The organism is Porphyrobacter sp. THAI-01a (genome assembly GCF_056868655.1).
The window spans coordinates 522,341-547,555 of sequence record NZ_CP180579.1 but is presented as its reverse complement, the minus strand read 5'-3'; the positions used below and the strand labels follow the sequence as shown (position 1 = coordinate 547,555).

General features: G+C 69.4%; 24 protein-coding genes. 12 read left to right on the top strand and 12 right to left on the bottom strand.

Going from position 1 to position 25,215, the window contains the following annotated elements; all coding sequences use genetic code 11:
- Nucleotides 1-85 precede the first annotated feature (85 nt).
- From ACMX37_RS02675 to ACMX37_RS02660, 4 genes are all read left to right on the top strand, one after another.
- Nucleotides 86-991, top strand: coding sequence for an SH3 domain-containing protein (locus tag ACMX37_RS02675; protein WP_483147420.1), 906 nt, complete (start codon nucleotides 86-88; stop codon nucleotides 989-991).
- A 130-nt stretch (nucleotides 992-1,121) separates the two neighbouring features.
- The gene (locus tag ACMX37_RS02670; protein WP_483147419.1) at nucleotides 1,122-1,802 is read left to right on the top strand and encodes a response regulator transcription factor; all 681 of its coding nucleotides are present in this window, start codon (nucleotides 1,122-1,124) and stop codon (nucleotides 1,800-1,802) included.
- Nucleotides 1,799-3,151 carry a sensor histidine kinase gene (locus ACMX37_RS02665; protein WP_483147418.1) on the top strand — a complete coding sequence of 451 codons (1,353 nt, stop codon included), beginning with the start codon at nucleotides 1,799-1,801 and terminating at the stop codon, nucleotides 3,149-3,151. The genes ACMX37_RS02670 and ACMX37_RS02665 overlap by 4 nt, the downstream gene beginning before the upstream one ends.
- The gene (locus tag ACMX37_RS02660; RefSeq protein WP_483147417.1) at nucleotides 3,148-3,735 is read left to right on the top strand and encodes a hypothetical protein; all 588 of its coding nucleotides are present in this window, start codon (nucleotides 3,148-3,150) and stop codon (nucleotides 3,733-3,735) included. Before ACMX37_RS02665 ends, ACMX37_RS02660 begins: the two co-directional genes overlap by 4 nt.
- A gap of 3 nt (nucleotides 3,736-3,738) precedes the next feature.
- Here the strand turns inward: ACMX37_RS02660 and ACMX37_RS02655 are convergent, their stop codons facing one another.
- Nucleotides 3,739-6,738, bottom strand: a complete 3,000-nt coding sequence (locus ACMX37_RS02655) for a CHAT domain-containing protein (protein WP_483147416.1) — start codon at nucleotides 6,736-6,738, stop codon at nucleotides 3,739-3,741.
- A 196-nt stretch (nucleotides 6,739-6,934) separates the two neighbouring features.
- Between ACMX37_RS02655 and ACMX37_RS02650 the strand changes: the two genes are divergently transcribed.
- Complete coding sequence (locus ACMX37_RS02650; RefSeq protein WP_483147415.1) at nucleotides 6,935-7,297, top strand: PRC-barrel domain-containing protein; 363 nt, start codon at nucleotides 6,935-6,937, stop codon at nucleotides 7,295-7,297.
- Between the two features lie 40 nt (nucleotides 7,298-7,337).
- Here ACMX37_RS02650 and ACMX37_RS02645 read toward each other — a convergent pair whose 3' ends face one another.
- From ACMX37_RS02645 to ACMX37_RS02620, 6 genes are read right to left on the bottom strand one after another with little or no spacing between them, the layout of a single operon-like run.
- The gene (locus tag ACMX37_RS02645) at nucleotides 7,338-7,640 is read right to left on the bottom strand and encodes a SemiSWEET family sugar transporter (protein WP_088915260.1); all 303 of its coding nucleotides are present in this window, start codon (nucleotides 7,638-7,640) and stop codon (nucleotides 7,338-7,340) included.
- Nucleotides 7,637-8,707: a mechanosensitive ion channel family protein gene (locus ACMX37_RS02640; RefSeq protein ID WP_483147414.1), complete on the bottom strand. Its 1,071-nt coding sequence runs from the start codon at nucleotides 8,705-8,707 to the stop codon at nucleotides 7,637-7,639. The genes ACMX37_RS02645 and ACMX37_RS02640 overlap by 4 nt, the downstream gene beginning before the upstream one ends.
- A gap of 18 nt (nucleotides 8,708-8,725) precedes the next feature.
- A complete protein-coding gene (locus ACMX37_RS02635; protein WP_483147413.1) occupies nucleotides 8,726-9,577 on the bottom strand; it encodes an SDR family oxidoreductase in 852 nt (283 codons plus the stop codon).
- Between the two features lie 41 nt (nucleotides 9,578-9,618).
- Nucleotides 9,619-10,410 carry a ZIP family metal transporter gene (locus tag ACMX37_RS02630; RefSeq protein WP_483147412.1) on the bottom strand — a complete coding sequence of 264 codons (792 nt, stop codon included), beginning with the start codon at nucleotides 10,408-10,410 and terminating at the stop codon, nucleotides 9,619-9,621.
- A 13-nt stretch (nucleotides 10,411-10,423) separates the two neighbouring features.
- On the bottom strand, nucleotides 10,424-11,302 hold the full coding sequence (locus ACMX37_RS02625) for a manganese catalase family protein (protein ID WP_483147411.1): 879 nt from the start codon (nucleotides 11,300-11,302) through the stop codon (nucleotides 10,424-10,426).
- Nucleotides 11,303-11,310: 8 nt separating this feature from the next.
- A complete protein-coding gene (locus ACMX37_RS02620; protein WP_483147410.1) occupies nucleotides 11,311-11,502 on the bottom strand; it encodes a hypothetical protein in 192 nt (63 codons plus the stop codon).
- A gap of 239 nt (nucleotides 11,503-11,741) precedes the next feature.
- On the opposite strand from ACMX37_RS02620, the gene glf reads away from it, so the two are divergent.
- Nucleotides 11,742-14,072, top strand: coding sequence for a UDP-galactopyranose mutase (gene glf, locus ACMX37_RS02615; RefSeq protein ID WP_483147409.1), 2,331 nt, complete (start codon nucleotides 11,742-11,744; stop codon nucleotides 14,070-14,072).
- Complete coding sequence (locus ACMX37_RS02610) at nucleotides 14,069-15,511, top strand: glycoside hydrolase 5 family protein (RefSeq protein WP_483147408.1); 1,443 nt, start codon at nucleotides 14,069-14,071, stop codon at nucleotides 15,509-15,511. The genes glf and ACMX37_RS02610 overlap by 4 nt, the downstream gene beginning before the upstream one ends.
- 10 nt (nucleotides 15,512-15,521) lie before the next feature.
- On the opposite strand, the gene ACMX37_RS02605 is transcribed toward ACMX37_RS02610, so the two are convergent.
- From ACMX37_RS02605 to ACMX37_RS02595, 3 genes are read right to left on the bottom strand one after another with little or no spacing between them, the layout of a single operon-like run.
- Nucleotides 15,522-16,061 (bottom strand): CinA family protein, encoded by a 540-nt coding sequence (locus tag ACMX37_RS02605; protein ID WP_088915266.1) that lies wholly within the window; start codon nucleotides 16,059-16,061, stop codon nucleotides 15,522-15,524.
- Nucleotides 16,061-16,567, bottom strand: coding sequence for a hemerythrin domain-containing protein (locus ACMX37_RS02600; RefSeq protein ID WP_483147407.1), 507 nt, complete (start codon nucleotides 16,565-16,567; stop codon nucleotides 16,061-16,063). The genes ACMX37_RS02605 and ACMX37_RS02600 overlap by 1 nt, the downstream gene beginning before the upstream one ends.
- A gap of 29 nt (nucleotides 16,568-16,596) precedes the next feature.
- Entirely contained in the window at nucleotides 16,597-17,193 is a 597-nt protein-coding gene (locus ACMX37_RS02595) for a hemerythrin domain-containing protein (protein WP_483147406.1), read from the bottom strand.
- 168 nt (nucleotides 17,194-17,361) lie between these two features.
- Between ACMX37_RS02595 and ku the strand changes: the two genes are divergently transcribed.
- From ku to ligD, 3 genes are read left to right on the top strand one after another with little or no spacing between them, the layout of a single operon-like run.
- The gene (gene ku / locus ACMX37_RS02590) at nucleotides 17,362-18,249 is read left to right on the top strand and encodes a non-homologous end joining protein Ku (protein ID WP_483147405.1); all 888 of its coding nucleotides are present in this window, start codon (nucleotides 17,362-17,364) and stop codon (nucleotides 18,247-18,249) included.
- Complete coding sequence (locus ACMX37_RS02585; RefSeq protein ID WP_483147404.1) at nucleotides 18,249-18,737, top strand: MgtC/SapB family protein; 489 nt, start codon at nucleotides 18,249-18,251, stop codon at nucleotides 18,735-18,737. Before ku ends, ACMX37_RS02585 begins: the two co-directional genes overlap by 1 nt.
- Nucleotides 18,721-21,207, top strand: coding sequence for a DNA ligase D (gene ligD / locus ACMX37_RS02580; RefSeq protein ID WP_483147403.1), 2,487 nt, complete (start codon nucleotides 18,721-18,723; stop codon nucleotides 21,205-21,207). Before ACMX37_RS02585 ends, ligD begins: the two co-directional genes overlap by 17 nt.
- Nucleotides 21,208-21,219: 12 nt before the next feature.
- On the opposite strand, the gene ACMX37_RS02575 is transcribed toward ligD, so the two are convergent.
- Together ACMX37_RS02575 and ACMX37_RS02570 are read right to left on the bottom strand one after the other, a co-directional pair.
- Nucleotides 21,220-21,954 carry a Crp/Fnr family transcriptional regulator gene (locus tag ACMX37_RS02575; protein WP_483147402.1) on the bottom strand — a complete coding sequence of 245 codons (735 nt, stop codon included), beginning with the start codon at nucleotides 21,952-21,954 and terminating at the stop codon, nucleotides 21,220-21,222.
- 152 nt (nucleotides 21,955-22,106) lie between these two features.
- Entirely contained in the window at nucleotides 22,107-22,346 is a 240-nt protein-coding gene (locus tag ACMX37_RS02570; RefSeq protein ID WP_483147401.1) for a hypothetical protein, read from the bottom strand.
- A 198-nt stretch (nucleotides 22,347-22,544) separates the two neighbouring features.
- Between ACMX37_RS02570 and ACMX37_RS02565 the strand changes: the two genes are divergently transcribed.
- The gene (locus ACMX37_RS02565; RefSeq protein WP_483147400.1) at nucleotides 22,545-24,677 is read left to right on the top strand and encodes a PAS domain-containing sensor histidine kinase; all 2,133 of its coding nucleotides are present in this window, start codon (nucleotides 22,545-22,547) and stop codon (nucleotides 24,675-24,677) included.
- 13 nt (nucleotides 24,678-24,690) lie between these two features.
- On the top strand, nucleotides 24,691-25,065 hold the full coding sequence (locus tag ACMX37_RS02560; protein ID WP_483147399.1) for a response regulator: 375 nt from the start codon (nucleotides 24,691-24,693) through the stop codon (nucleotides 25,063-25,065).
- Nucleotides 25,066-25,215: the final 150 nt, after the last annotated feature.

Genomic DNA, 25,215 nt, shown 5'->3' with positions numbered 1-25,215 from the left:
TCATCTCCATGACAGGCCATGTGTGTGGCGGCCCCGGGTGCCGCGCGGCAAGCTCGCGCCATCGAATGCAACGGGGAGTACGACGATGACGACACGTTTCCAGCGCCCTGCGCGTGCAGCCGCCGTGGCCATGCTGGCCGCGACCGCGATGCTCGCCGCGGGCGTTCCGGCCCATGCCAAGGGCGACGATGACGACGCGGTCGATCTGGCCAAGTGCACCGAAAGCCTCGGCACCATCGCGGTGGTCGAGGGCGACACGCAGGGCTGGTCCGATTACGGCCTCGGCAGCCCCCGCGCGCTGATCAACGCCCTCGCCACCGAAAGCGGCTGCTTCACCCCCCACAGCCCGGCCAGCGGTGCCTCTGCCGATTTCCTGATGAATGTCATCGCGGGCGACAGCGAGGAGGTCGACCAGTCGATCGAGCTCGCCAAGGGCGCGGCGATGGGGGGGCTGGTGCGTTCGGGCGCGGCGGGCTCGCTGCTCGGCAGCGTTCCGGGCGCAGGCGCGGTGCTGGGGATGTTCGGCGGGCTCGGCGGCAAGAAGAAGAAGCTCGCCGCCGGGATCAAGCTCCTCAGCCCCGCCAACGGGCTGACCGTCGCCACCGGACAGGGCGTGGTCAAGAAGAGCACGCTGACCTTCGGCGGTGCGGGCGCGTGGAACGCGGGGGCGAATGCCGCCGGATACGGCGCCACCAAGGACGGCAAGATGCTGGTCGAGGCCTTCGTGCTCGCCTTCAACGATCTCGTCGCCCAGCGCGAGACCATCGCCTCGGTCCCCAGGGCTGGCGGCAGCGCCTCCGCCGCGACCGGGCTTGCGACGGTCGCTACCACCACCGCGATGCTCGAAACGCCTGCCGCCGATGCCAAGGTGGTGCGCAACCTCAGGGTCGGCACGACCCTCACCCCCACCGGCAAGCGCGACGGCCTGTTCATCGAGGCGAAGGACAGCTTCGGCACCACCGGCTGGGTTTCGGTCGAGACTCTCAACTGACCGCCGGCCACTTAGGCGCCCGCCCGGGCGGACATGCTGCCATCGCTTGCGCGTCGCGCCGGGCGGTGGCAGCAATGTCGCGGGGGAGGCGGCGCTGCCAGTGCAATCGCGAAGACCGGAAGCAGGGCCGATGAGGATCCTCTACGTCGAGGACGATCCGCGCGCGGCGGCGATGGTGGGCGACATTCTCGCCGCGAACGGGGATGTGCTGGTGTGGGAAGCCAGCGGCAGCGCGGCCCTGCTGCGCGCGGGGATGGAGCATTTCGACGTCATCATCCTCGACCGGATGCTCGGCGACATCGACGGGCTGACCATCACACGCCGCCTGCGCGAAGGCGGTATCGGCACGCCGATCCTGATCCTTTCGGCGCTTGGCCGCGGCAGCGACCGGGCCGACGGGCTTGATACCGGCGCCGACGATTACCTCGCCAAGCCTTTCGCGCCCGAGGAGCTGGTCGCCCGCCTGCGCGCCCTGCACCGCCGCGCGAGCGGGCGCGAGCACAGTGCCGTGATCCTCTACGGCGCCTTCGAATGCCACGTGAAGGCGCGCACGGCCTTCCGCGACAACCGCCATCTCGCGCTGAGCCCCAAGGAATTCGAGCTGTTCCGCTATTTCATGGAGAATGCCGGCGAGGTCGTGACCCGCGAGATGCTGCTGCATCACGTGTGGAAGATGGACTTCGATCCCCAGACCAATGTGGTCGACGTGAACATCGGCAGGCTGCGGCGCAAGCTTGAGGACGGGTTCGAACGGCCCGCGCTCGAGACGATCCTCGGGTCCGGCTACCGCCTGCTCGACGGGCGGCCATGACGGGCGCGCCGCGCTCGATCTTCACCCGGCTGGTGGGCGCCGCGATCCTGCTGTCGCTGGTGCTGCTCGCCGCGCTGTGGTGGCTGACCCACGCCAGCGTCAGCGCCACGCTCGAAGACGCGGCGCGCAGCAAGGTCGATGTCGATCTGGCGGGGCTGGTCGATATCTACGCGACAGGCGGGCAGGCCGACCTCGAAGCCCGCATCGCCGACCGTATCGCCTTCACCCCCGCCGAAGGCGGCGCGGCGCATTACCTGCTCGCCGACGACGGCGGGAGGCGTATCGCGGGGGATCTGGAAAAGTGGCCGGCGCTCGATCCGGCGGTGTCGGAAAGCGGCGTGATCGCGATCGGCAGCAGGGAGAAGGCCTATGCGCGGGCCGTGCAGCTCGCCCCCGGCCTGAGGCTGCTGGTGGCGCGCGGCACCGATCTGGAGACGCCCGTCCTCGCCAGCATCACCGCCGCCTTTGCCGGGGGCGGCGCGGTGTTCGTGGCGCTGGTCGCGCTGCTCGGACGGCTGGCGGCGCACGGGCTTCAGGGCCGCATCGCGCGCATCAACCTCGCCTTCCGCGAGCCGCAGGATGCGGCGGGGCTGGTGACGGCGGGCAGGGACGACGGCGACGAGATCGACGAACTCGCCGCGCACAGCGCCGCCGCTCTGCTGCGGGTCAACGACCTGCTGGCCGCCTACAAGGACACCTCGGAACAACTCGCCCACGAGATCCGCACGCCGCTCTCGCACCTCGACAACAGGCTGGTGAAGGCGCTGGCCGGCCAGCCCGAACCCGCAGTCGCCGAACGCCTCGCCGAGGCGCGGGGGGAGATCCGGCGGATCGTCCAGACGCTCGAATCCCTGCTCGATATAGCCGCCAGCAAGGCCCATCGCGGCGACCGTGCCGGGCTCGCCCCGGTCGATCTCAGCGGACTGGTGAGCGCGATCTGCGACCTTTATGCCGGGAGCGCCGAGGAGGCCGGGCTGGACCTCGCCTGGACCGTCGCACCCGGCGTCCTGATCGCGGGCGACGCGCGGCAATTGCGCCGGCTGGTGACGAACATGCTCGACAACGCGATCAAATATGTCCCGCCCGGCGGGCACGTGACGGTAACGCTGGAGCCCGGCCCGGTGCTGATCGTCGCCGACGACGGCCCCGGCATCGACCCGCGCGACCGCGAGCGCATCTTCGAACGCTTCTACCGTGGACGCGGGTCGGGCGAGGAGACGCCGGGCAGCGGGCTCGGCCTTGCGCTCGCCCAGGCCATCGCCGAACGCCACGGGCTGGCATTGACGCTGGAGGAGCCTGCCGCGGGCGGGCCGGGAGGCGCGGTGTTCCGCATCGCGCCCGCGCCATGAGCCGCGCTCTCGCAACGGCCGCCGGCGCGCTGGCGGCGCTGGCCCTCGCGGGCTGCGCTCCCGGGGACCCGCCGCGCGGCGCGGCGTCTGAACCGGCGCCCATGCCTGCCGACCGCGCCGAACAGCTGGCGGCCGCGCTTGTGCTGGCCGACAGCGCCGAACGAAGCGGCGATACCGCCGCGCTGGCCGGGGCGGCGCTGACGATCGACCGGCTCGCCCCGAGCGCCCGGACCGATGCCGATGCCGAGACCCTGCGCCGCTGGCGCGCCGCCCTCCCCCCCGGCACCGCCCCCTTGCGCGGACGGGCGCTCGGCCCAGGCTACCGTTCGGAGGTGCTGATGCCGGGAGCGGCGACGCAGCTTCACCAGACCTTCCTCGGCGGACGCAGCGCACAGATCGTGGTCCGCGTCGCTGAAGGACCTGCCCCGAAACTGATGGTCCGCGACCAGTCTGCCCGCGAGGTATGCCGCGCCGTCCGCGATCCCGTGAATTGCCGCTGGGTCCCGCTCTACACCCAGCGCCACAGCATCGAGATCGTCAACACGGGCGACACGATGGCGCGGTTCTACATCGTTTTCGACTGACACTCAGCGCCCGACGAAGACGAAGGGCGCCCACAGGGCCGGATCGCGCAGGGCGGTGTCCCTGCCCCCGGCCATCGCCAGCATCGCGCGGCGCAGCGCCTCGGCCGGATCGCCGCCCTTGGCATAGCGCGCCAGTGTCGCGGTCGAGAGCCGCGCGGCGACATCGTCGCGCACGGCCCAGTGGGAGACCAGCAGATTGCCTGCGCCCGCGTGGAGGAAGGCGCGCGCCAGACCCGCAAGCCCGCTCCCGTCCGCGCCCGTGCCGGCGGCGGTGTTGCAGGCGGAAAGCACCACCCACGCGCCTGCGAGGCGCAGGTCCATGATCTCCTCCATCGTGAGCAGTCCGTCGCCCTGCGCCGTGCCGTCAGGGGTCAGCACCAGCGCAGGCTCGTCGAGCCCGTCGAGCTCGCCCGCGACGAGGCCATGGGTGGAGAGCGCCAGCACATCGACCCGCGCGAGATCGGCACTGCGCAGTGCGGCCTCGGTCGCTTCGGCGCCGGTGAGCACCCGGCTCTCGCGCGCGCCGAGCGCCTCGCCGAGCGCGGCCAGTTCGCCCGCTGCGGCCGGAAGGGGCGGCAGATCGGCCAGGCGGCTGGCGTTCTCGGCCGAGCGGAACGGGGCCACCGTCGCCGCCCCCGAGGCGGCGGCAAGCTGGACAGGTCGGCTGCCCGCCAGAACGGGCGCGCCCAGCGCCAGATAACCGCGCAGCCTAGGCGGCGCGCCGGGCCTCGACGCCTGCCGCAGGCTCGCCAGCGACGGGAGGGTGACGAGCGCGTGATCCTCGATCAGCCAGCGCGGGCGGTCCGCCGTGCCGCCTGCCAGCACGGCGAAGGGCAGCGACGAAAAGGCCCCGCCCGCCGAGACCAGCAGGCGCTCGCGCTTGCCGATCACCTTGGCGATCGCCTCGGGCAGCACGAGCGCGCGCAGCTCGGCGGCCGCGGCATGGTTGAAGCCGCCCGGCCGCTCCAGCCCCTCGCGCAGGGTGCGCACCAACTGCGCGGCGCGGCGGCTCGATCCGTGGCGCACCACCGCCGCGCCGGAGGTGGTGGCGGCGATCACCGTCACGCCTTGCGGCCCCGGCGCGATCATCAGCAGCGCCTCGTCAGGGGCGAGCAGCGCCTGCGCCTCCGAAAGCGTGAGCCGCTCGCCCGCCTCGCCCTGTGCGAGATCGGGGGCGGCGGCGGCAAGCGCAGCGGCGGCGGCCTCGAATCGCCGGGCCGCCTCGGTGCGCTCGGCCTCGAGAGCGGCCAGCCGCTCGGGCGCGGCGCCGAGGCCGGCCAGCCGCAACTGGCGGTCGAGCAGGGTCTGGAGCGCCTGCGCCGCATCCTGCCGGTCGCGCAGCAGCGCGGTCGTAGCGGGATCGCGCGCGGCCATCCGGCGCTGGGCGGCGCGCGCGGTGATCCCGGCCGCGCCCTCGACCACCGGCTGCGCCAGCACGAAGGACTGCGCGACGTCGCCCGCCAGCGCGCTCGCCTCGAGCGCCCAGCCAAAGCCCCTGCGCAGCTGCCGGTCGAGCCCCGAGCGGCGCGCCCCGCCCGCCTCGAGCTCGCGTAGCCGGCGGTCGAGCCGGGCGGCGGCGACGGCGGCACGCTCGCGTCCGGCGGGGACATCGCCGGCGAGCGCCTCGAACAGCGCCAGCCGCGCCTCGCCCACCACCGCCGCCGTATCGTCGCCCGCCCCGCTGCGCGCGCGCAGCGCCTGCGCGCCCTGCTGCACATCGCGCGCACGAACGGCATCCCCAGCCTCGAGCGCGGCGAGCGCGAGCTTGTCCTCGCCCTCGATCCGCTCGCGGTGGTGCGCGGGATAGCGGCTGCTGCGGACCATGGAGGTGGCGGAAAGTTCGGCAAGGGCCTCCGCCGCCCTGCCGCCCTCGAGCAGCGCCTCGGCGAGGGCATCGCGCGCGAGCAGCGTGCGGTCCGCCTCCGGCCCCAGGTCGCGGGTCATCTTCTCCGCCGCCGCGCGCGCCAGCACCTCGGCCTCGGCGGCTTTCCCGCCCTGCGTCAGCACATGGGCCAGCGTCGCAAGGTAACTGAGCGTCTGCTGGCTCTCGCCGAAGCTCGCATAGGCCAGATCCAGCCCCTTGCGCGCGACGCTTTCCGCCTCCTCCAGGCGGCCGAGATCGGTCAGCACCCGGGCGAGGCTGTTGAGGTTGACGGCAAGGAAGGGGTGGCGTTCGGGCAGGAAGCTCTCGAGCATGGCCTGGCTGCGGCGGCCTTCCTCGGCTGCTTCCTCGAGTCGCCCGGCGGCGTAGAGGAAGGTCACGAGGTTGGCGAAATGCGGCGCGGCGTTGGCGGGGATCGGGTCGAGCCGGCGGTTGATCGCGATCGCCTCGCGCACGCTGGCGATCGCGCGATCGGTCTCGCCGTTGCGGATCTGGGCGTTGGCGAGGTTCGACCACGCCGCCGAAAGCTCGGTGCTGGCGCGCGCGCCCTCGGGCTGGAGACGGGCGCGCTCGAGCCGCCATTCGAGCACCTGCTCGGCCAGCACCGTCGCCTTGTCGAAGGCGCTGAGGGTGAGGTAGATCACCACCTGCGCATTGGCGATCAGCATCCGCCGCTCGCGCCACTTGGGCTCGTCCGGTCGCGTGGCGATGGCGGCCTCGATCACCGGCGCGAGCCGGCTCAGGCGGGCCTCGGCGCCCTTGATGTCGCCTTGCAGGTAATCGGCCGTGGCGAGCTCGGATTCGACCCAGGCCAGTTCGGGGTGATCGGCGGGATAGATCGTCCGGCCATAGGCCAGCACCTCCTCGAAGGCGCGGCGATAGGCGGCCGGATCGGCGCCTTCGTCGAGCGCGTCGGCAGCGGCGAACATGGCATCGAGCCGTGCCTGTCCGGCCGCTGCGCGAGCGGCAACCGGCTCCTGCGCCACGACCGGGGAGGCAGGGGCTGCTGCTGACACCAGCGCCGCAACGAGCATCGCGCAGGGCCGCGCCGACCGGCATGCCTGCCCTCCCGCACCCGCATCCCGGCGATCACCCGGCGAGCCGATTCCCCGCTGTTCCATGCACTTCCCCCGTGTGCGCCCCCCGGTTGTCTGTCACCCGACTTACGCGAAATTGCAACAGGCAGCGCCGCCCCGCCCGCCTGCCGCGGCTCCGCCGCACCTGCGGGGCAGCTCGCCCCCCGTCTGACCTATGTGAATGCCGCGAGCGCCGCCCCGCCCCAGCCTTCGCGGACCCCATCACAGGAGGAGCAACCCCATGGCAGACGCAGTCAATACCGACGAAACCCGCGAACTTATCGCCTCGAACAAGGTCGAGGGCACCGCCGTCTACGATCTCGACGGCGAGCGGCTCGGCACGATCACCAACTTCATGGTCGACAAGCGTTCGGGCAAGGCGGAGTACGCCGTGATGCAGTTCGGCGGCTTTCTCGGGATCGGGGCCGATCACTACCCCGTTCCCTGGTCGATGCTGAACTACAGCACCGATCATGGCGGCTATGTCGTCGATCTCGACAAGGACGTGCTGAACGATGCGCCGCGTTATGCGGACAACGACGAGCCCGACTACAATGCCGATTACAACCGGCAGGTCTATTCCTACTACGGCGTGACCTACTGAGCCGCGCCGTCGACGGCCCCGCGCCCCCGCTGCGGGGCCGTCACCCCTCCGGGTCGAGCGCCTCGGCCACCTCCTCGGTCTCGCGCTGCGGCAAGGCGATCATGACGAGGATGAACAGCGCGAAAACCAGGCAGATCGCGTTCGGGATGATCAGCGTCCACTCGCTCTGGAGCAGGCCGAAGGTGGTCCATGCGGCGAAGGCGAGGCTGGTGAGCGCGAACATGCCGAGCGAGAGGCCGTCGGTCGAGCGTTCGCGGATGATCTTCCAGGCTTGCGGCGTGAAGCTCGCCACCGAGGCGCAGGCGCCGATCGTGCCCACCACGGTGATCCAGTCGATGTTCATGAGAGCTGCTTCTCCTCCAGCACCACCCGCGCCCGGTTGAGCGCGTCCGGCCAATCCCGCGCCAGCGCCCGCACCACCGCCTCTCGCACGTCGCAGCGCAGTTCGAACATCTCGCTGCCGCCGCGCGCGCTCATCAGCACCCGCAGTTCGAGCACCTCGGCGGTCATGTCGGTGACCTGCACCGCCGCCGCGCGCCCGTCCCACAGCCTGTGGCTCCGCACCGCCTCCAGCGCCACTTCGCGCAGGGCGGCGATGTCGGCGGCATGGTCGGTGTAGATCATCACCGTGCCGAGCAGGTCGCTGGTCTGGCGGGTCCAGTTCTCGATCGGCTCCTCGACCAGCTTGGAGACCGGGATCACCAGCCGCCGCTGGTCCCAGATGCGCAGCACCACGTAGGTGAGGCCGATGCGCTCTATCCGCCCCCATTCGCCGCGATAGACGACAACGTCGTCGATCCGCACCGGCTCGGTGAAGGCGAGCTGGAAGCCTCCGACGATGTTCTTGAGCAGCGGTTGGGCGGCGACCCCGACCGCGAGGCCCGCCAGCCCCGCCGAGGCGACGAGGGCGAGGCCGATCTCGCGCACCTCGGGGATCTTGAGCAGCATCAGCCCGGCGCTCACCAGCATCACCACCACAACCGCGATCCGCGCGAGGATATCGGCGCGGGTGCGGCGGCGGCGGGCGACGAGGTTGTCCTCCGCGCCGATGTCCGAACGGGCATCGACATAGCCCTTCCCGAACCGGATCAGCGCGATCACGAGCCAGCCCCACAGCAGCGGCATCAGGGTGCGGACCACCGCGACGATGCGCGCGGCGGCGGCTTCGTCAGGCACCGCGAATTCGTCGAGCGCCAGCAGCGCGAGCGCCACCGCTATCCAGCGCAGCGGGCGCAGGACGTGGCCGAGCAGCAGTTCGTCCGTGCCGGTGCGGGTGCCGCGCGCCACCCGGCGGGCGATCGCTCCGAGCACGGCGTGCAGCACCAGCGCCGCCAGGGCCAGCATGCCCGCCACGGCGAGCGTCCACAGCAGCGCGCTCAGCCCCTCGCCGGCGGGCAAGAGCGTGGTCAAGTCGGGCCCTTCCATGGCTCAGCTACCGACGATGATCCCGCCATTGGGGTGCAGGACCTGCCCCGTCATGTAGCTCGCATCCTCGCAGGCGAGGAACAGGAACGAGGGCGCGACCTCGTTGGGCTGGCCCGGACGGCCCATCGGTGTGCTTTCGCCGAAGTGCTCCAGCTTCTCCTCGCTTGCGCCGCCGCAAGGGTTGAGCGGGGTCCAGATCGGCCCCGGCGCCACGCCGTTGACGCGGATGCCCTTGCCCGCGAGGTTCTGCGACAGCGAGCGGGTGAAGGCGGTGATCGCGCCCTTGGTGGCCGAATAGTCGAGCAGTTCCTCAGCGCCCTGGTACATGGTCACCGAGGTGCAGTTGATGATGCTCGCGCCCTTGCCGAGGTAGGGCATGGCGGCCTGCACCATGTAGAACATCCCGAAGACATTGGTCTGGAAGGTGCGCTTCAGCTGCTTCTTGCTGATCTCGGTCACGTCCTTGTCGGGATGCTGCTCGCCCGCGTTGTTCACGAGGATGTCGATCTTCCCGAACTTGCGGATCGCGAGGTCGATGATCTCGCGGCAGTGGTCGCGCTCGCCGATGTCGCCGGCGATGGTGACGGCGCGCGCGCCCTCGTCCTCGACCATCTCGGCGGTGGCCATCGCGTCCTCCTCCTCTTCGAGGTGGGAGATGACGACGTCGGCGCCCTCGCGCGCGAACAGCACGGCGACGGCACGGCCGATGCCGCTGTCGCCGCCGGTGACGATCGCAACCTTGCCCTCGAGCCGGCCCGAGCCGGGATAGCGCGGCTCCCAGTCGGGCTGGGGATCGAGATTGGCCTCGAGCCCGGGCAGGTCGCCTTCCTCGAGCTTGGGGACGATCTTGGACATGGGGGAACTCCTTCGGGGGCTTGGGGAGAGAGAGGCGCCGGTCAGGCCAGCGAGATATCGAGCACCATCATCAGCACGAGGCCGGCCATCAATGCCGGGGTGGCCGAGCCGTGCTCGATCCGCCGCCGGGTGTGGGGAATGATCTCGGCAGCGACCACGAAGAGCATCGCCCCTGCCGAGAAGCCGAGTGCCCAGGGAAGCACTGCGGCGGAAATCTGTGCGACGGCCACCGCCAGCGCGCCGCCGAGCGGCTCCACGAGGCCGGTGGCAAGCGCGCCGGCGGCGCAGCGCGCGCGGCTCCAGCCGAGACTTGCCAGCAGGGCGGCGACGGCCATCCCCTCGGGCACGTTCTGGATGCCGATGCCGAGCGCGGTCGCCCAGCCGAGCGCGGGGTCCTCCGCAAGAAAGCTCAGCCCGACCGCCGCGCCTTCCGGGAGATTGTGGAGCGTGATGGCGACCACGAACAGAACGATCCGCCGCACTTCCTCGGTGTCGGGGGATGTCGCGAAATGCCGAGGGGCAAGGCCGCGCGCGGCGAGCGCATCGGCCCAGATTCCCAGCCGCCCCATGACGCCCGCGCCGAGCCACACCGCCGCGAACACACCGGCGGCCGCCCATGCGACCGAAGCCCCGCCGGTCCGCATCTGCGCGAAGGCTGGCAGGATGAGCGAGAAGCAGGCGGCAGCGATCATCACCCCGGCGGCAAAGCCGATCAGCAGGTTCTGCCGCCGGTCATCGGGTGCGCCGGACGCGGCGACCGCGAGGCCGCCGAGTCCCGTCGCCGCGCCTGCCCCGAGGCTCGCCGCGATCCCGAGGAGAGCCGGATCGGCCACCGCGCAGTTCCGCTCAGTCGTCGGCTTTGCCGCTGCCGAGGTCGGCGCCGGTCAGCGGGTCGCTGTCCGGATCCGACGCCGTGCGCTGCGCCATCGCGCGCAGGGTTTCAAGCTTGTCGGCGGGCAGTTCGACCTGCGCCGTCCCCTCGCCGCCATCGGCGGGCTTGCCCATGTCGTCCTCGTCGGTGCGCTCCCATTCCGGGCCGCTGTTCCAAGGCCCCTCCGTATCGCCCGGCCCCGTCGAGGCATTGACATAGAGGCTGTCGTAGGGGGCCATCCCGGCAAGGCGTCCCGGCGGGAAATTGTCGGCGATCGAATAGAGCGCCTTCTCGAAGCTCTTCTGGTGCGCGATCTCGCGGGTCATCAGGAAGCCCAGCGCATCCTTGATCCCCGGATCGTCGGTGATCGCGATCAGGCGTTCGTAGATGATCTTTGCCCGGCTTTCGGCGGCGATGTTCGACCTCAGGTCGCAGGTCGGATCGCCGCGCGAATCGATGTAGGCAGCGGTCCACGGCACGCCCGACGAATTGGTCAGCGAAGGCCCGCCGCCGTAGAGGATCGACTGGGTGTGACTGTTCCCGCCCGCGGTCAGCGACCGGTAGAGCTCGGCTTCCTCGAGCGCCGCCTCGGCGAGGTCGCCCTTGGCGCCCTTGTTGAGCATGGCGACGATCGATCCGATCACCTCGAGGTGGGAGAGTTCCTCGGTCGCGATGTCGAGCAGCATGTCCTTGCGGCCCGGGTCCTCCTCGGCGAGGCCCTGCGTGAAGTAGCGCATCGCCGCCGCAAGCTCGCCGTCCGGCCCGCCGAACTGCTCGAGCAGCAGCGAGGCGAGTGCCGGGTTCGGCTCGGATACGCGGACGGTGTATTGCAGGCGCTTGTTATGACTGAACATGGCGGGATTTATCCTCTCGATGCGGCGGTGTCGCCGGCGTGGATGTGCGATTCCCGCACGATGTTGTGCCGCTCGGCGCGGCGGTCGCGCGGCACGAGGTCGGCGTGTCGGGGCATACGGAAATAGCTAAAGATCGCGACAATCAGCGGTAGGCCGAGTATCCAGAACGGCAGAAGGTTGACGATCGAGAAACTGTTCATCGAAAATACTCCGTGCCGTCTTTCGGCATTTGGTCGGCTGGAGTGAACAAGACTGCACGTAGCCTGATGATGACCCCATAACATGAGTTCAAAACCTCACGGTTTGTGCATTAATCTGTGGTTTGTGATCTATGTGAGCCGCGAAGTCTGCGGCAGGGGTTAAGCGGTCCTGTCGCTCCCTGCGATGCTGCCGGCGCTTTGCCGGTACCGACCCTTCGATCCGCAAAGGCTCTCCGGCAATGCACCGCCCGTCCCAGACCCGTTTCCCGATTCCTTCCGCACAGCGCCCTGCAATCGTCTGCTTCTCGCACCTGCGCTGGAACCTCGTCTTCCAGCGCCCGCAGCACATCATGACGCGCCTCGCGGACAGCTGCGACGTGCTCTACTGGGAGGAGCCGCGCGAGGAGCCCGGGTGCGACGCGCCGCGGCTCGAGCGCGAGACGCTGGCCGAGGGACTCGAACGGGTCGTGCCGGTGCTGCCCGCGGGCCTCGACCCGGGCGAGACCGACTTTGCCCTGCGCGCACTACTGCACGGCGCACTCGCCGGCCGGACTGCACCGCGGGTGTTCTGGTACTATACGCCGATGATGCTCGGGTTCAGCGCCGGGACACCGGCCGATCTGGTGGTCTACGACTGCATGGACGAGCTCGCCAATTTCGCCTTCGCGCCGGCAGATATCGCCGCCCGCGAGTCGATGCTGATGGCACGCGCGGACATCGTGCTGTGCGGCGGGCGAAGCCTCTACGAGGCACGCCGCGACCGTCACGACAACATCCACTGCGTGCCCTCGGGCGTCGACGTCGCCCATTTCGCGCGCGGGGCGGAAGGCCTGCCGGAACCGGCAGACCAGGCCGACCTGCCCCGCCCTCGCCTCGGCTTCTACGGCGTGATCGACGAGCGCATGGACCTCGCGCTGCTCGCCGAGGCAGCGCGGATGCGGCCCGACTGGGCCTTCGTGATGGTGGGGCCAGTGGTCAAGATCGCCGAGGCCGATCTTCCGCGCGCCGCCAACATCCACTGGCTGGGCCGCAAGGACTATGCCGAGCTTCCGGCCTATGCCGCGGGATGGGACGTCGCGCTGATGCCCTTCGCGCGCAACGCCTCGACCGAGTTCATCAGCCCGACCAAAACCCCCGAATACATGGCGGCAGGCCTGCCGGTGGTCTCGACCCCGATCCGCGACGTGGTGACTGGCTACGGCACCCTCAACTGCGTGCGCATCGCAGCGGACGCAGCCGGCTTCGTCGAGGCCTGCGAGGATCTCGTCGCCGCACCCGACACGGCGCACGCCACATGGCGGGCCGAGGCGCGCGATTGCCTTGCCGACAAGAGCTGGGACGGGATCGCGGCGCGCATCACGCGACTTGTCGAGACCTCGCTTGCGAGCCGCGAGACGATTCGTATCGCCAGGCAGCCGCCGCGCCGTCACTTCGACGTGCTGGTGGTGGGCGCAGGCTTTGCCGGCTCGGTGATGGCGGAACGGATCGCCGCCGGATCGGGCCGCTCGGTGCTGGTCATCGACAAGCGCGACCACATCGCGGGCAATGCCCACGACCACAGGGACGCGGCGGGCGTGCTGGTGCACCAGTATGGCCCGCACATCTTCCACACCAACAGCCGCGACATCCTCGAGTATCTCTCGCGCTTCACCCGCTGGCGGCCCTACGAGCACCGCGTTCTCGCCCAGGTCGATGGCAAGCTGGTGCCGATGCCGATCAACCGCACGACGCTGAACGCGCTCTACGGGCTGGGCCTTGCGACCGAGGCCGAGGCCGAGGCCTATCTCAAATCGGTGGCGGTCGAAGTGCCCGAGATCAGGAGCTCGCGCGACACCGTGGTCGCGCAGGTCGGCGAGGACCTCTACGCCAAGTTCTTCGAGGGCTACACCCGCAAGCAGTGGGGCGTTGATCCGAGCCAGCTCGACAAGTCGGTCGCCGCGCGCGTCCCGGCGCGGACGAACACCGATGATCGCTACTTCACCGACACCTTCCAGTGCATGCCGGCAGACGGCTACACCGCGATGTTCGCGAGAATGCTCGACGAGCCGCGCATCACGGTGATGACCGGCCAGAGCTTCGACGACCTGCCCGACGACATCACCTGGGATCACCTGGTATGGACCGGCCCGATCGACGAGTATTTCGGTCACCGGCTCGGCAAGCTGCCCTACCGCTCGCTGCGTTTCGAGCACGAGACCCTGCCCTGCGAGCAGGCGCAGCCGGTGGCGGTGGTGAACTATCCCGACGAGGCCGTGCCCTACACCCGGATCACGGAATACAAGCACCTCACCGGCCAGCACGCGCCGGTCACCAGCATCACCCGCGAATATCCGGCGGACGAGGGCGACCCCTACTACCCCGTCCCCAACGATGCGGCGCAGGCGATGTTCAAGCGTTATGACGCGCTGGCGCGGGCCTGTGCCAACGTCACCTTCGTCGGCCGATTGGCGACCTATCGCTACTACAACATGGACCAGATCGTCGGGCAGGCGCTCGCCACGTGGCGGCGGCTCGATGCGCGCTGGCGGAGCGAGGCGATGGCCGGGGCCGGCGCGGTGGCGGCGGAATGAAGCGCGCCGATGACATTTCTGGCGAGGCGCTGCGTGTCGTCGCGGCGCCCGAGCCCCTGCTGGGCGGCTGGGTGCGCTGCGCCGAGGCGGCACCCTACTTCGAGACCGAGACGGGCACCGCCTGGACCCCTGTCGGTCACAACGAGGCGATTACCTGGCCCAATCTCGCCGGGCTGCACCGCCGCCGCGATCCCGAGGCGGCCGAGCGCCACTTTGCCGCGCTCGCGCAGCAGGGTGTCACCTGCCTCCGGCTGATGCTCGACTACAGCCAGGTGCCCCACCGGCATCTCGAACACCGCGTGGGCCGGTTCAGCCCGGCGATGGTGCGGCTATGGGACGATCTCGTCGCGCTGGGCGAACGGCATGGTATCCGCTTTCTGCTGACGCCCTTCGACACTTTCTACATGGCGCGGCGCTGGTCGCGGCACCCCTATTCGCACGCCCGCGGCGGCCCCTGCGCCTCGCCGGAAGCCATGTTCACATGCGCGGACACTCGCGCGGCGATCATCGAGCGGCTCCGCTTTGCCACCGCGCGCTGGGGACACAGTCCCGCGATCTTCGCCTGGGACCTGTGGAACGAGATCGACGCCTGGTATGCGGGTGGCGACATGGCCGTGGTGCACGACTTCGTGACCGAGATCTCCGCCGCCCTGCGCGCCGAGGAACAGCGCCTTCACGGCCGGTCGCATCTGCAGACCGTCTCGGTCTACCACCCCAATCTCATTGCCCGCCCCGACCTTGCCGACGTGGTGCTGCGGCACCCGTCGCTCGATTTTGCCAGCCTGCACCTCTACGAACGCGGCACCATCGATGCCCCGGAAAACTCGCTCGCCCCTGCGGAAGCGACCGCACGGCTGGTTTCCGAGGCGCTCGCGCAATGCCCGCCGATGCGGCCGCTGCTCGATACCGAACACGGCCCGATCCATGCCTTCAACGATCGCCGCGCAACCCTGCCCGAGGCGTTCGACACCGATTGCTTCCGCCGCACCCAATGGGCGCACCTTGCCGCCGGCGGGGCGGGCGGAGGGATGCGCTGGCCCTATCGCCATCCGCACGTGCTGCTTCCTGCCATGCTCGCGGCGCAGGGCGTGCTCGCGGGCTTCCTGCCGCTCATCGACTGGCGCAGCTTCGCCCGGGCCCCGCTGGGCGAGCGGCTCACCGTGCACGACTTCGCCGGGCTCGCGGTCGGCTGCGGCGACGCCCGCCAGGCAATCGTCTGCCTGATGCGGGGCGCCATGCAGGATTCGATCGCCAGCCACGTCGAGATCACCGGGCTCGAACCGGGCTGCTACAGCATCACGAGGGTCGACACCGTCACGGGGCGGCGCGAGACCAGCGCGGTGCATACGCGGCAGGACGGCACGCTGGTGGTGCTGGCCGTCGGGGGCGCGCACGATATCGCCCTCGCCATCACCCGCGCGCCGGACGATGCCTGCTGATGCGTCAGGGCTAGAGCGCCTGCCGCCACGCGAGGGCGCGCATCCCCACCGCCAGCGCCGCAGCCGCCGCGAGATTGCGCACCTCGTGGCGCGGACGCTCGCCGTAGTCGATGCGGTAGACCCATGACTGGTGCGGGATCGCGGCGGCAACGAAGGTGACGCCCGGCCCCTCCTTCTCCTCGGGGTCGGCGTCCCCCGCGAACCCCGTGATCGCCAGCGCGAGGCCGCCGCGCGAACGGCTGAGGCTCTCCTCGGCCATCGCCCGCGCGACCGGTTCGCTGACTGCCCCGGCGCGGTCGATCAGCGCGCGGTCGATCCCCAGCATCTGCTGCTTGGCGGCGTCGGAATAGGTCACGAAGCCACGGTCGAAGCCGTGGCTCAGGCCCTCGATGTCGGTCAATAACGAGGCGAGGAAGCCGCCGGTGCAGCTTTCGGCCGTCACCAGTGACATTCCCGCCTCATCGAGCGTCTCTAGCAGCGAGCGCGCCGCCGCATGGAGCTGCGCCAGTTTGGGGACGGTCCGTTCGGCGAGATCGGGCATGGGCGTCATCAGCTGCGCAGAGCGACCATGTCCGGCGGCGGCAGGCTGCCGGATTTGGCCTGTTCCTGGAGCTGCCGCTTGAGCGCGGCCATCTCCTGCCCGATCGCCTCGAGATCGACATCGGCCTTGCGCACCTGTGCGAACAGGCTGCCGCGCTGGCGCTCTTCCTCGTAGACGTGGTGTTCGACCTGCTCCTTGAGCACGCTGACCTTCGCCTCGTAGAATTCGTCGCCGGGATCGGCTTCGCGCAGCGAGAGGATCAGCGCCTTGGCGCTGTCGTGTTCGACCTGCGCCTCGTCGAGCATGTCCTCTTCGACTGCATCGCGTACCGCAGGGTAGAAGACCTGCTCCTCGATCATCGCGTGGATGGTCAGTTCCTCGCAGATCTGGCGCACGATCTTGCTGCGGGCCGCGCCGCCGCGTGCGCCTTCGAACTTCTCGAACAGTTCCTCGACCTTGCGGTGATCGGCTGCGAGCATCTGCAAGGCGTCGCGCCTATCGTCCTGTTTGGCCATGACGGGGGTTCCTTTCGTCCGGATTGCGATCAGGCGACCATCACGCCGGCCATGTTCATGGCGCGGGTGAGCTTGCGGTTCTCGGCCTCGGACAGGCGTTCGCGCAGGGCCGGGAACAGCACCTCCTCCTCCTCGCGCATATGCTCCTCCAGCGCATCGCGCAGGTTGCGGAGCGTGGCATCGAAAGCGGGATCGGCCTTGTCGGTCTCGGTCAGCTCGTAAAGCATCGCCTTGACCTCGCCGTGGTCCTTGTGGAGGTCGCCGAAGGTCTCGCCACCTTCGGGACCACGACGCAGCATCGGATAGACGACATTCTCCTCCTGGAGCGCGTGCTTGCCGATCATGTGCTTGAGCGCGGTGAGCTGCACCGTGCGGCGCTGGGGGTGATCGGCCGGAGTGGCGGCAAGCTTGTCGATCGCAGCCAGCGTTGCCTCGTGCTCGCGGGTCAGGCCCTCGCACCAGTCGCGCGCCATCGCGGTCGGCGCCTGGGTGACCATCTTGCGGCCGATGTTGGCGATCGCCGCGACACCGGCGGTGACGAGCACGCTTTTGGCGGTGGTGGCGAGAACGCTGCCGGTGCTCGAGGGTTCGTAGCGGCGGGTCTTGCGGGCATGGGCGCGTGACATCGGTTCTCTCCTTGAGCGGCCGCTGTTCGAGTCGCGTTGCGGCGTCGCGATCCTTCTCGCCCGCACCCGCCGGGGCGGCACACGCCTATGTTAGTGCGACCCTTTCCGGCGCGCGGCACAGCGCAGCGGGCGGACGATCCAGCCCGCACACAGCGGCAAGGAGACAGCATGGCAGCGCGCGCCTATTGGTCCGGCCAGATCCGCCTCGCACTGGTCTCGATTCCGGTGGAGATCTTCTCCGCCACCAAGTCGGGCGCGGCCATCCGCTTCAATCAGGTCCACAAGCCGAGCGGCAAGCGCATCGCATATGAGAAGGTCGTGCCCGGCATCGGCCCGGTGAACCGCGAGGACATCATCAAGGGCTACGAGGTCGAGAAGGGGCAATACGTCCTGCTCGAGGAGCGCGAGATCGAGGCGGTCAAGCTGGAGAGCAAGCGCACGCTCGAACTGGTGCAGTTCGTTTCCGCCGACGAGATCGACCCGCTCTATTTCGAGAAGCCCTATTACGTCGCCCCCAAGGACCAGCTGGCCGAGGAGGCCTTCGTGGTGCTGCGCGAGGCGCTGCGGCAGTCGAAGAAGATCGCGCTCGGGCAGCTGGCGATGCGGGGGAGCGAAAAGCTCGTGGCGCTGAAGCCCTGCGGGAAAGGCCTGCTGCTGGAAACCCTGCGCTATGCCGACGAGGTGCGCGCCGGACGCAGCTTCTTTGCCGACATCGACGACGCGAAGCCCGATGCCGAACTGCTCGATCTGGCCACCGCCCTCATCGACAAGCGCACCGCGCCCTTCGAGCCGGGCGAATTCGAGAACCGCTATGTCGAGGCGCTGCGGGCGCTGATCGACAAGAAGGCGAAGTCCAGGACCGGCAAGGCAATCATCGAGGACGCGGGTGAACCGGCGAGCCGGGGGAGCAACGTCGTGGACCTGATGGCCGCGCTCAAGAAATCGGTCGGCGGCGAGGGCGGGCGCGCGGCTGCGAAGAAGACCACGGCGAAGAAGGCTTCCGCCGGCAAGTCTGCCCCCGCGAAGAAGCCCGCCGCCACCCGCAAGCGCGCGTGATGCCGCTCAACGACCCGCTTCCCATCGGCAGCCTGAGCGCAGACATGGCCTTGAGGCTCGGGCTGGCTGCGGGGATCGGCTTGCTGCTCGGCATCGACCGCGAGGTGCGCGGGCGGGCGGCGGGACTGCGGACCCACGGGCTGGTCTGTCTCGCCGCCGCGACGCTGACGGTCTCGGCCATCGCGCTCTACCGGACGATGGACATGCCGAACGCCGATCCGATCCGCATCTACGATGCAGCCGCGACCTTTGTCGCGATCATCGGCGCGGGACTGATCTTCTTCGCAGCGGGCAAGGTGCACAACCTCACCTCGGCGGCGCACCTCTTCCTCACCGCGGTGGTCGGCATCGCCTGCGGAGCGGGACAATGGCCGGTGGTGGCGCTTGCGGGGACGCTGGGTGTCGTCATGCTGTCCGTTCTGCGCATGGCCGAGAGCAAGGACCGCACCCGGCCGGTCGGTGACGGCGACGATGGCGCGCAAGACTGACCCCCTCGCCGCCTACAACGCCAAGCGCGATTTCGCGCGGACGGCCGAGCCGGAGGGGAAGACGGCTCCGACAGGCGGCAACACCTTCATGGTCCAGAAGCACGCCGCGACCCGGCTCCACTGGGACCTGCGGCTGGAGGTGGACGGGGTGCTCAAGAGCTGGGCGGTGACCAAGGGCCCGACCCTCGATCCTTCCGTCAAGCGTCTCGCGGTGCGCACCGAGGATCATCCGCTCAGCTACGCGACCTTCGAGGGCACCATTCCCAAGGGCGAATATGGCGGCGGCACGGTTATGCTGTGGGACCGCGGCACCTGGGCGCCGGTCCCGGGCAAGAGCGCCGGCGACCTTGAGGACGGGCACCTTCACTTCACGCTCGACGGTGAGCGGATGAAGGGCGAGTGGCTGCTCGTTCGCCTGAAGCCGCGTCCCGGCGAGAAGCGCGAGAACTGGCTGCTGAGGAAGGTGACGGACCCGTATGCAGCCGAGGGCGACGCCCTCGTCGAGCAGGCCCTCACCAGCATCGCGACAGGCCGCTCGATGGCCGAGATCGAGGCCGGCAAGGAGGCCGAATCACTCCCCTCGCCCTCCTCGCCGAAGCCGAAGGCCCGAAAGAAGCCCAAGCGCGCCGCCAATGCCAAGGCTCGCAAGCTCCCCGCCTTCCGCAAGCCGCAGCTGGCAACGCTGGTCGATGCCGTACCCACCGGCAATAACTGGCTGCACGAGATCAAGTTCGACGGCTACCGCGCGCTGGTCGCCGTCACGGGCGAGACGGTGCGCGTCTACACCCGGTCGGGGCAGGACTGGACCGACAATTTCGCGCCCCTCGCCGCCGCGATTGCCGATCTCGACCTGCCGGGCGCGCTGATCGACGGGGAGATCGTCGCCATCGGTCCTGACGGCAACCCGGACTTCTCGACGCTCCAGAGCGTGCTCAAGCGCGGCCACGGCGCGCAGGGCCCGGATGACGCGCTGGCCTTCCACGCCTTCGACCTGCTCGAGCTCGGCGGCGAGGACCTGACGGGCCTTCCGAACATCGAGCGCAAGGAGCGGCTCGAGGCGCTGCTCGGCGATGCGCCGCCACCCGTCCATGTCGCCGACCACGTGATCGGCGCGGGCGAACGCCTGTTCGCCGCGATGTGCGGCGCCGGCCAGGAAGGGATCATCGCCAAGGCGGCGGATGCCCCCTATGGTCACGGTCGCACCCGCAACTGGGTCAAGGTGAAGTGCACGATGCGGCAGGAATTCGTGATCGCCGGCTTCAAGGCCTCGTCCGCGCGCGGCCGCCCCTTCGCCTCGCTCCTGCTCGCCCAGCACGAGGGCGGCAAGCTCGTCCACAAGGGCAATGTCGGCACCGGCTTCGACACCGACACCATGGCGGACCTCGCCGCCCGCATGAAGCCGCTCGTTCGTAAGACGCCGCCGGTGGAGGTCGACCCCGCAGCCGCGCGCGGGGTGACATGGCTCACCCCCAGGCTGGTCGCCGAGATCGCTTTCGCGGAATTCACCGCCTCGGGCAGCGTGCGCCACGCGAGCTTCATCGCCCTTCGCTCCGACAAGCCCGCGAAGGCCGTGAAGCCCGAGCGACCCGAGGCGTCGCCCGATCCAGCGCCCGACGTGGCCATTTCGAGCCGTGAGCGGGTGATCTTCCCCGACAGCGGCCAGACCAAGGGCGACCTTGCCGACTACTACGCCGCCATCGCGCCGCTGATGCTGCCGTTCCTCGGCGGGCGCCCGGTCAGCCTCGTTCGCTGCCCGCAGGGGCGGGCGCGCAAATGCTTTTTCCAGAAACACGACAGCGGGTCTTTCGGCGACGGCGTGCATCATGTGCCGATCCGCGAGAAGGACGGCGACACCGAGGATTACCTCTTCGTCAGCGACGAAAGGGGGATCCTGCAATGCGTCCAGATGGGAACGATCGAGTTCCACATCTGGGCCGCCCGCGCCGAGGCCGTGGAGGCGCCCGATCGCATGATCTTCGATCTCGACCCCGACGAGGGCCTCGATTTCGACCGCGTCAAGCAGGCCGCAGGCGACATCCGGCGCCACCTCGCCGATATCGGTCTTGCGAGCTTTGCCATGCTTTCGGGGGGCAAGGGGGTGCACGTGGTGGTGCCACTAACCCCCGGCCATTCGTGGGACGCGCACAAGGACTTCTCCCGCCGCTTCGCCGAGGCGCTCTCGCAGGCAGAACCCGACCGTTTCACCGCGACCATGAGCAAGGCGAAGCGCAAGGGGAGGATCTTCATCGACTGGCTGCGCAACCAGCGCGGGGCCACGGCGGTGGTGCCCTATTCGGCCCGTGCGCGCAGCGGCGCGCCGGTGGCCGTGCCCGTGACCTGGAGCGAGCTCGAAGGGATGGAAAATGCTCACCCCTTCGCCATTGACGATGCCCCCGCGCTGCTGAAGCGCGCGCGTTCGGCGGGTCTCAAGGGCTGGGGCTTCGCCGCGCAGAGCCTCCCACAGCTCTGAGCGCCGCTGCCCCTAGCGGTTGAAGTGCAGGTAGTTGTTGTTGAACATCGCCACGCGCTTCAGGCGGTCGAGATCGACGATCCGGAGCTGGCGGTCGGACAGCTCGATCAGCTCCTCCCGGCGCATCTCCTGGAGCGTGCGGTTGAGGTGGACGAGGCTGAGCCCGTTCGCCTCGGCGAGGTGGTTCTGGGTAATCGGCAGATCGAAGCCGAGCCCCGTCGCCAGCCCCACCGCCTTGAGGCGATAGTAGAGCTCGACGAACAGATGCGCGAGCCGCTCGAGCGGGGAACGCTGACCGATCGACAGCAGCCATTCGCGCTGGATTCCGGCGGAGACCATCTCGTGCCACAGCAGCGCCCGCAGCAGGTGGGGGCGTTCGTCGATCACTTCGTGGAACTGGTGCGGCTGGATTTCGTAGAACCGCACCGCAGTAAGGGCGCCGATCGAGTGGTCCAGCTCGGAGAGGATGTAGATGTTGAGATCGCAGAAGTCGCCCGGAAGGAAGAAGCCGACGATCTGGCGGCGCCCGTCGGGCAGGTCCTTGTAGCGGCACGCCCAGCCCGAAACGAGCAGCCGGATGACGGTCGGATTCTCGCCCTCTCGGGCAATGTCCGTCCGCGCGTCGCGCGCGCAGATCGGGCCAGTCTCGAGGGTCGAGAGCGCGGCGCGATCATGCTCGTCGAGCGGCATGTACCGGCCAAGCAGGCGGAACAGCGGCTCGATGCCTGCAGCGGTCAAAGTCGTCATGATCTTCACCCCCGATTGGTCGGACTGGACATCCACGCGTCAAGGCGAACCTGCGGATCATGACACTAACTTGTGTGATGATCCGCACCACGTCGGCGCGGCAGACCGGACCGGAAACCGGCTGCAACGAGCTCGACCACGGGGGTGCCCCGTCAGTAAGTGGCGGGAGGGTCGCTGGCGGGAAAACTTTGGTCGCTCGCCTCGTCGACTTCGGTCCAGGGCTCTGCCGGGGGATCGCGCATCGCCTCGGGCCCCGCGTCGCGCACGGCATTGGCAGCCCCGCCCGGCTGACCTTCGGCAAAGGCGGCGCGGGATGTGCCCGTGCCGGCGGAGCGCCGCGCGAGCACATAGGCGCCAGCACCGAGAGCAAGAAGGCCGAGAATTATGCGCATGAACTGTCTCCTGTCGGCCCGCCATGTCTCCGGGCCGGAGACGCAAGCGGCGCGCCGTCATGCCGCCACCTTGCGGCGCGCTGCCAGCAGCGTCCCTAACCTCGATCAGGTGCGACAGGGGCTGGCCCGCAGGCTGATCTATGTTAGTCAGGCTTCTGCCCGTGCTCCCTATGCTCCGGGCTCTGAAAGACGAGCGAAATGGCCGACTTCCCCCACGATTGCGACCAAAGCCTGCTCGATGCCGCGTTTCGCGCCCTACCCGACGCGGCCTGCATCCTCGAACCGGTCGCGGGTCCGGAAGCGGAGCCGGGCGACTGGCGCTACGTCGCGAGCAACGCGAAGCACGCCGATCTGCTCGGCCGGCACGATCTCGTCGGCAAGACCCTGCGCGAGGCCCACCCCGATCTGGCCGAGGAATGGTTCACCGACTTTGCGCGCGTGCGCGCCACGGGCGCTCCCGAGACCCTTGCACGCCACCACGCGACGGCGCCGCTGATCTTCGAGGTCTGCTTCTCCCCCCTTGGGTCCCGCGAAGCCATCATGGTGCGCATCCGCGACATCACCGCCGAACATGCAGCCCGCGAGGAAAGGCGCGAGGCGGACACGCGCTACAAGCAGATCTTCGATGCGATCGACGAGGGGTTCTGCATCATCAGGGTGCTCTTCGACGATGCTGGCGATCCGATCGACTACCGCTTCCTCGAGTGCAACGAGGCCTTCGTCGAGCATACCGGACTCGAAGATCCGGTCGGCAAGACGATGCGGACGCTTCAGCCCGACATCGAGGACAAGTGGGTGGCCACCTATGCGCGGATCGCGCTCTCCGGCGTCGCCGAGCGGTTCGAGAACGAATCGCCCGCGATGGGCCGCTGGTTCGATGTCTTCGCCTTCCCGATCGGCGACCGGGCACCCTATCTGCTCGGGATACTCTTCGCGGACATCGGCAAGCGCAAGGCGATGGAGCTGGCGCTCCGCCACTCCGAAAGCCGGCTTCAATCGCTGATCGAGGCAACCTCGGACCTGATCTTCCGCATGAGCCCGCAAGGCACGCTGATGGAGCAGCTCGACGGCAACAGCCTGCTGGGCGAGGTCAGCGGGGAGATCGACTGGATCGGGAGCTTTGTCGCGCCGGCCGACCGGGACCGGGTGCGGCACCTCCTTCAGGAGGCGATCGAAACGCGCCAGCCGCTCGAGATGGAGCACCGTTATCTCAGGCCCGATGGCGAGATCGGCTGGCTCTATTCGCGCGCCGTTCCGGTGTTCGACGATGGCGGAGAGGTCACCGAATGGTTCGGCATGGCGACCGACATCACCAGCCGCCGCCATGCCGAACGCCAGCTTGCCCATGGCGCAGAGATGCTGCGCGTGGCGAGCGAGATCGGCAGGGTGGGCCTGTGGGACTGGAACGTCGAGAGCGGCGAGCTCATCTGGTCTGACGAGCACTACCGCATGGAAGGCTACGAGCCGGGCGAGATCGAGCCGTCCTACGAGCTGTGGGCCGAACGCGTCCACCCCGACGATCTCGAGCGAACGCAATCCGTCATTGCCGAGGCAATGCGTACCGGGGATGAATACATCAACGAATACCGCGTCTGCCATCCCGGCGGCGAGATCGTCTGGCTCTCGGCGCGGGGACGCTTTCTTTACGACGAGCAGGGCAAGCCGGTGCGGATGCTGGGCGCGATGATCGACACGACCCAGCGGCGGCGCGAGGAGGAATGGCAGACGCTGCTGGTCGCCGAACTCCAGCACCGGGTGCGCAACCTGATCGGCATGGTCCGTTCGGTCGCGCGGCTGTCGGCCCCGAGCCACCGCCACGTCGACGAATATGTCGACCACCTGATCGGCCGCCTGCAGGCGATGGGGCGCACGCAGAGCACGCTCACCCGCTCACCCGGAAGAAGCGTGGATCTGGCCGAACTGGTGCGCGAGGAGCTGCTGGTCCACGCCGTCCAGCCCGACAAGTGCCATGTCGAGGGGCCCGAGGTCGCGCTGTCCCCCCATGCGGCAGAGATCGTCACTCTCGCAATCCACGAGCTCGCCACCAATTCGATCAAGTACGGCGCGCTCGGCGATACCGGCTATATCCGCATCGTGTGGGCCATGATGGACAGGGACGGAAAGCGCTGGGTCAGCCTGCGCTGGCAGGAAACCGCACCGGTGCGCAAGACAAAGCAGACCCGCAAGGGGTTTGGCCGCAAGCTGATCGAGGAGCGGGTGCCTTACGAGTTGCAGGGCGAGGGCCGCTTCGCGCTCCACGACACGGGCGTCCTCGCCGAGCTCGAATTTCCGCTGTCCGACGCCGGCAGCATCCTCGATCCGCGATCGTGAGGGAGAAGCGGGCATGACCGACCACGCGCTGAAAGGCCGCCGTCTGATCATTCTCGAGGACGATTACTACCAGGCGCAGGATTGCCGGCATCTGCTCGAGGAAGCCGGTGCGCAGGTGATCGCGATGTCGGGCACGCTGCCCGATGTCGACACCCTGCTCGCGGGCGGTCCGGTCGATGCCGCGCTGCTCGACATCAACCTGGGGCACGGCCTGTCGCTGGATTTCGCCCGAGAACTGCGCAGCCGCGCGATCCCGTTCCTGTTCCTGACCGGCTATGACGCCGCGACCCTGCCCGAGGATCTGACGGGCAGTGCCTATGTCAGCAAGCCTGCCGACAGCGCGCGCATCCTGTCGACGCTGGAACGGCTGATCCGGTCGGAAGCGTAGGTCGCGTGGCGGCCCTCAGGCCGCCACCACCTTGAGCCGCTCGCGTTCGCGCGGGGTCTGGACCCGCGGGGCGAGATAGGAGCTGTCGAACCCGGCGATCTGCTGAAGAGTGCGCAGGTCGAGGATGGTCAGCTGCTTCGAGCGAAGCGT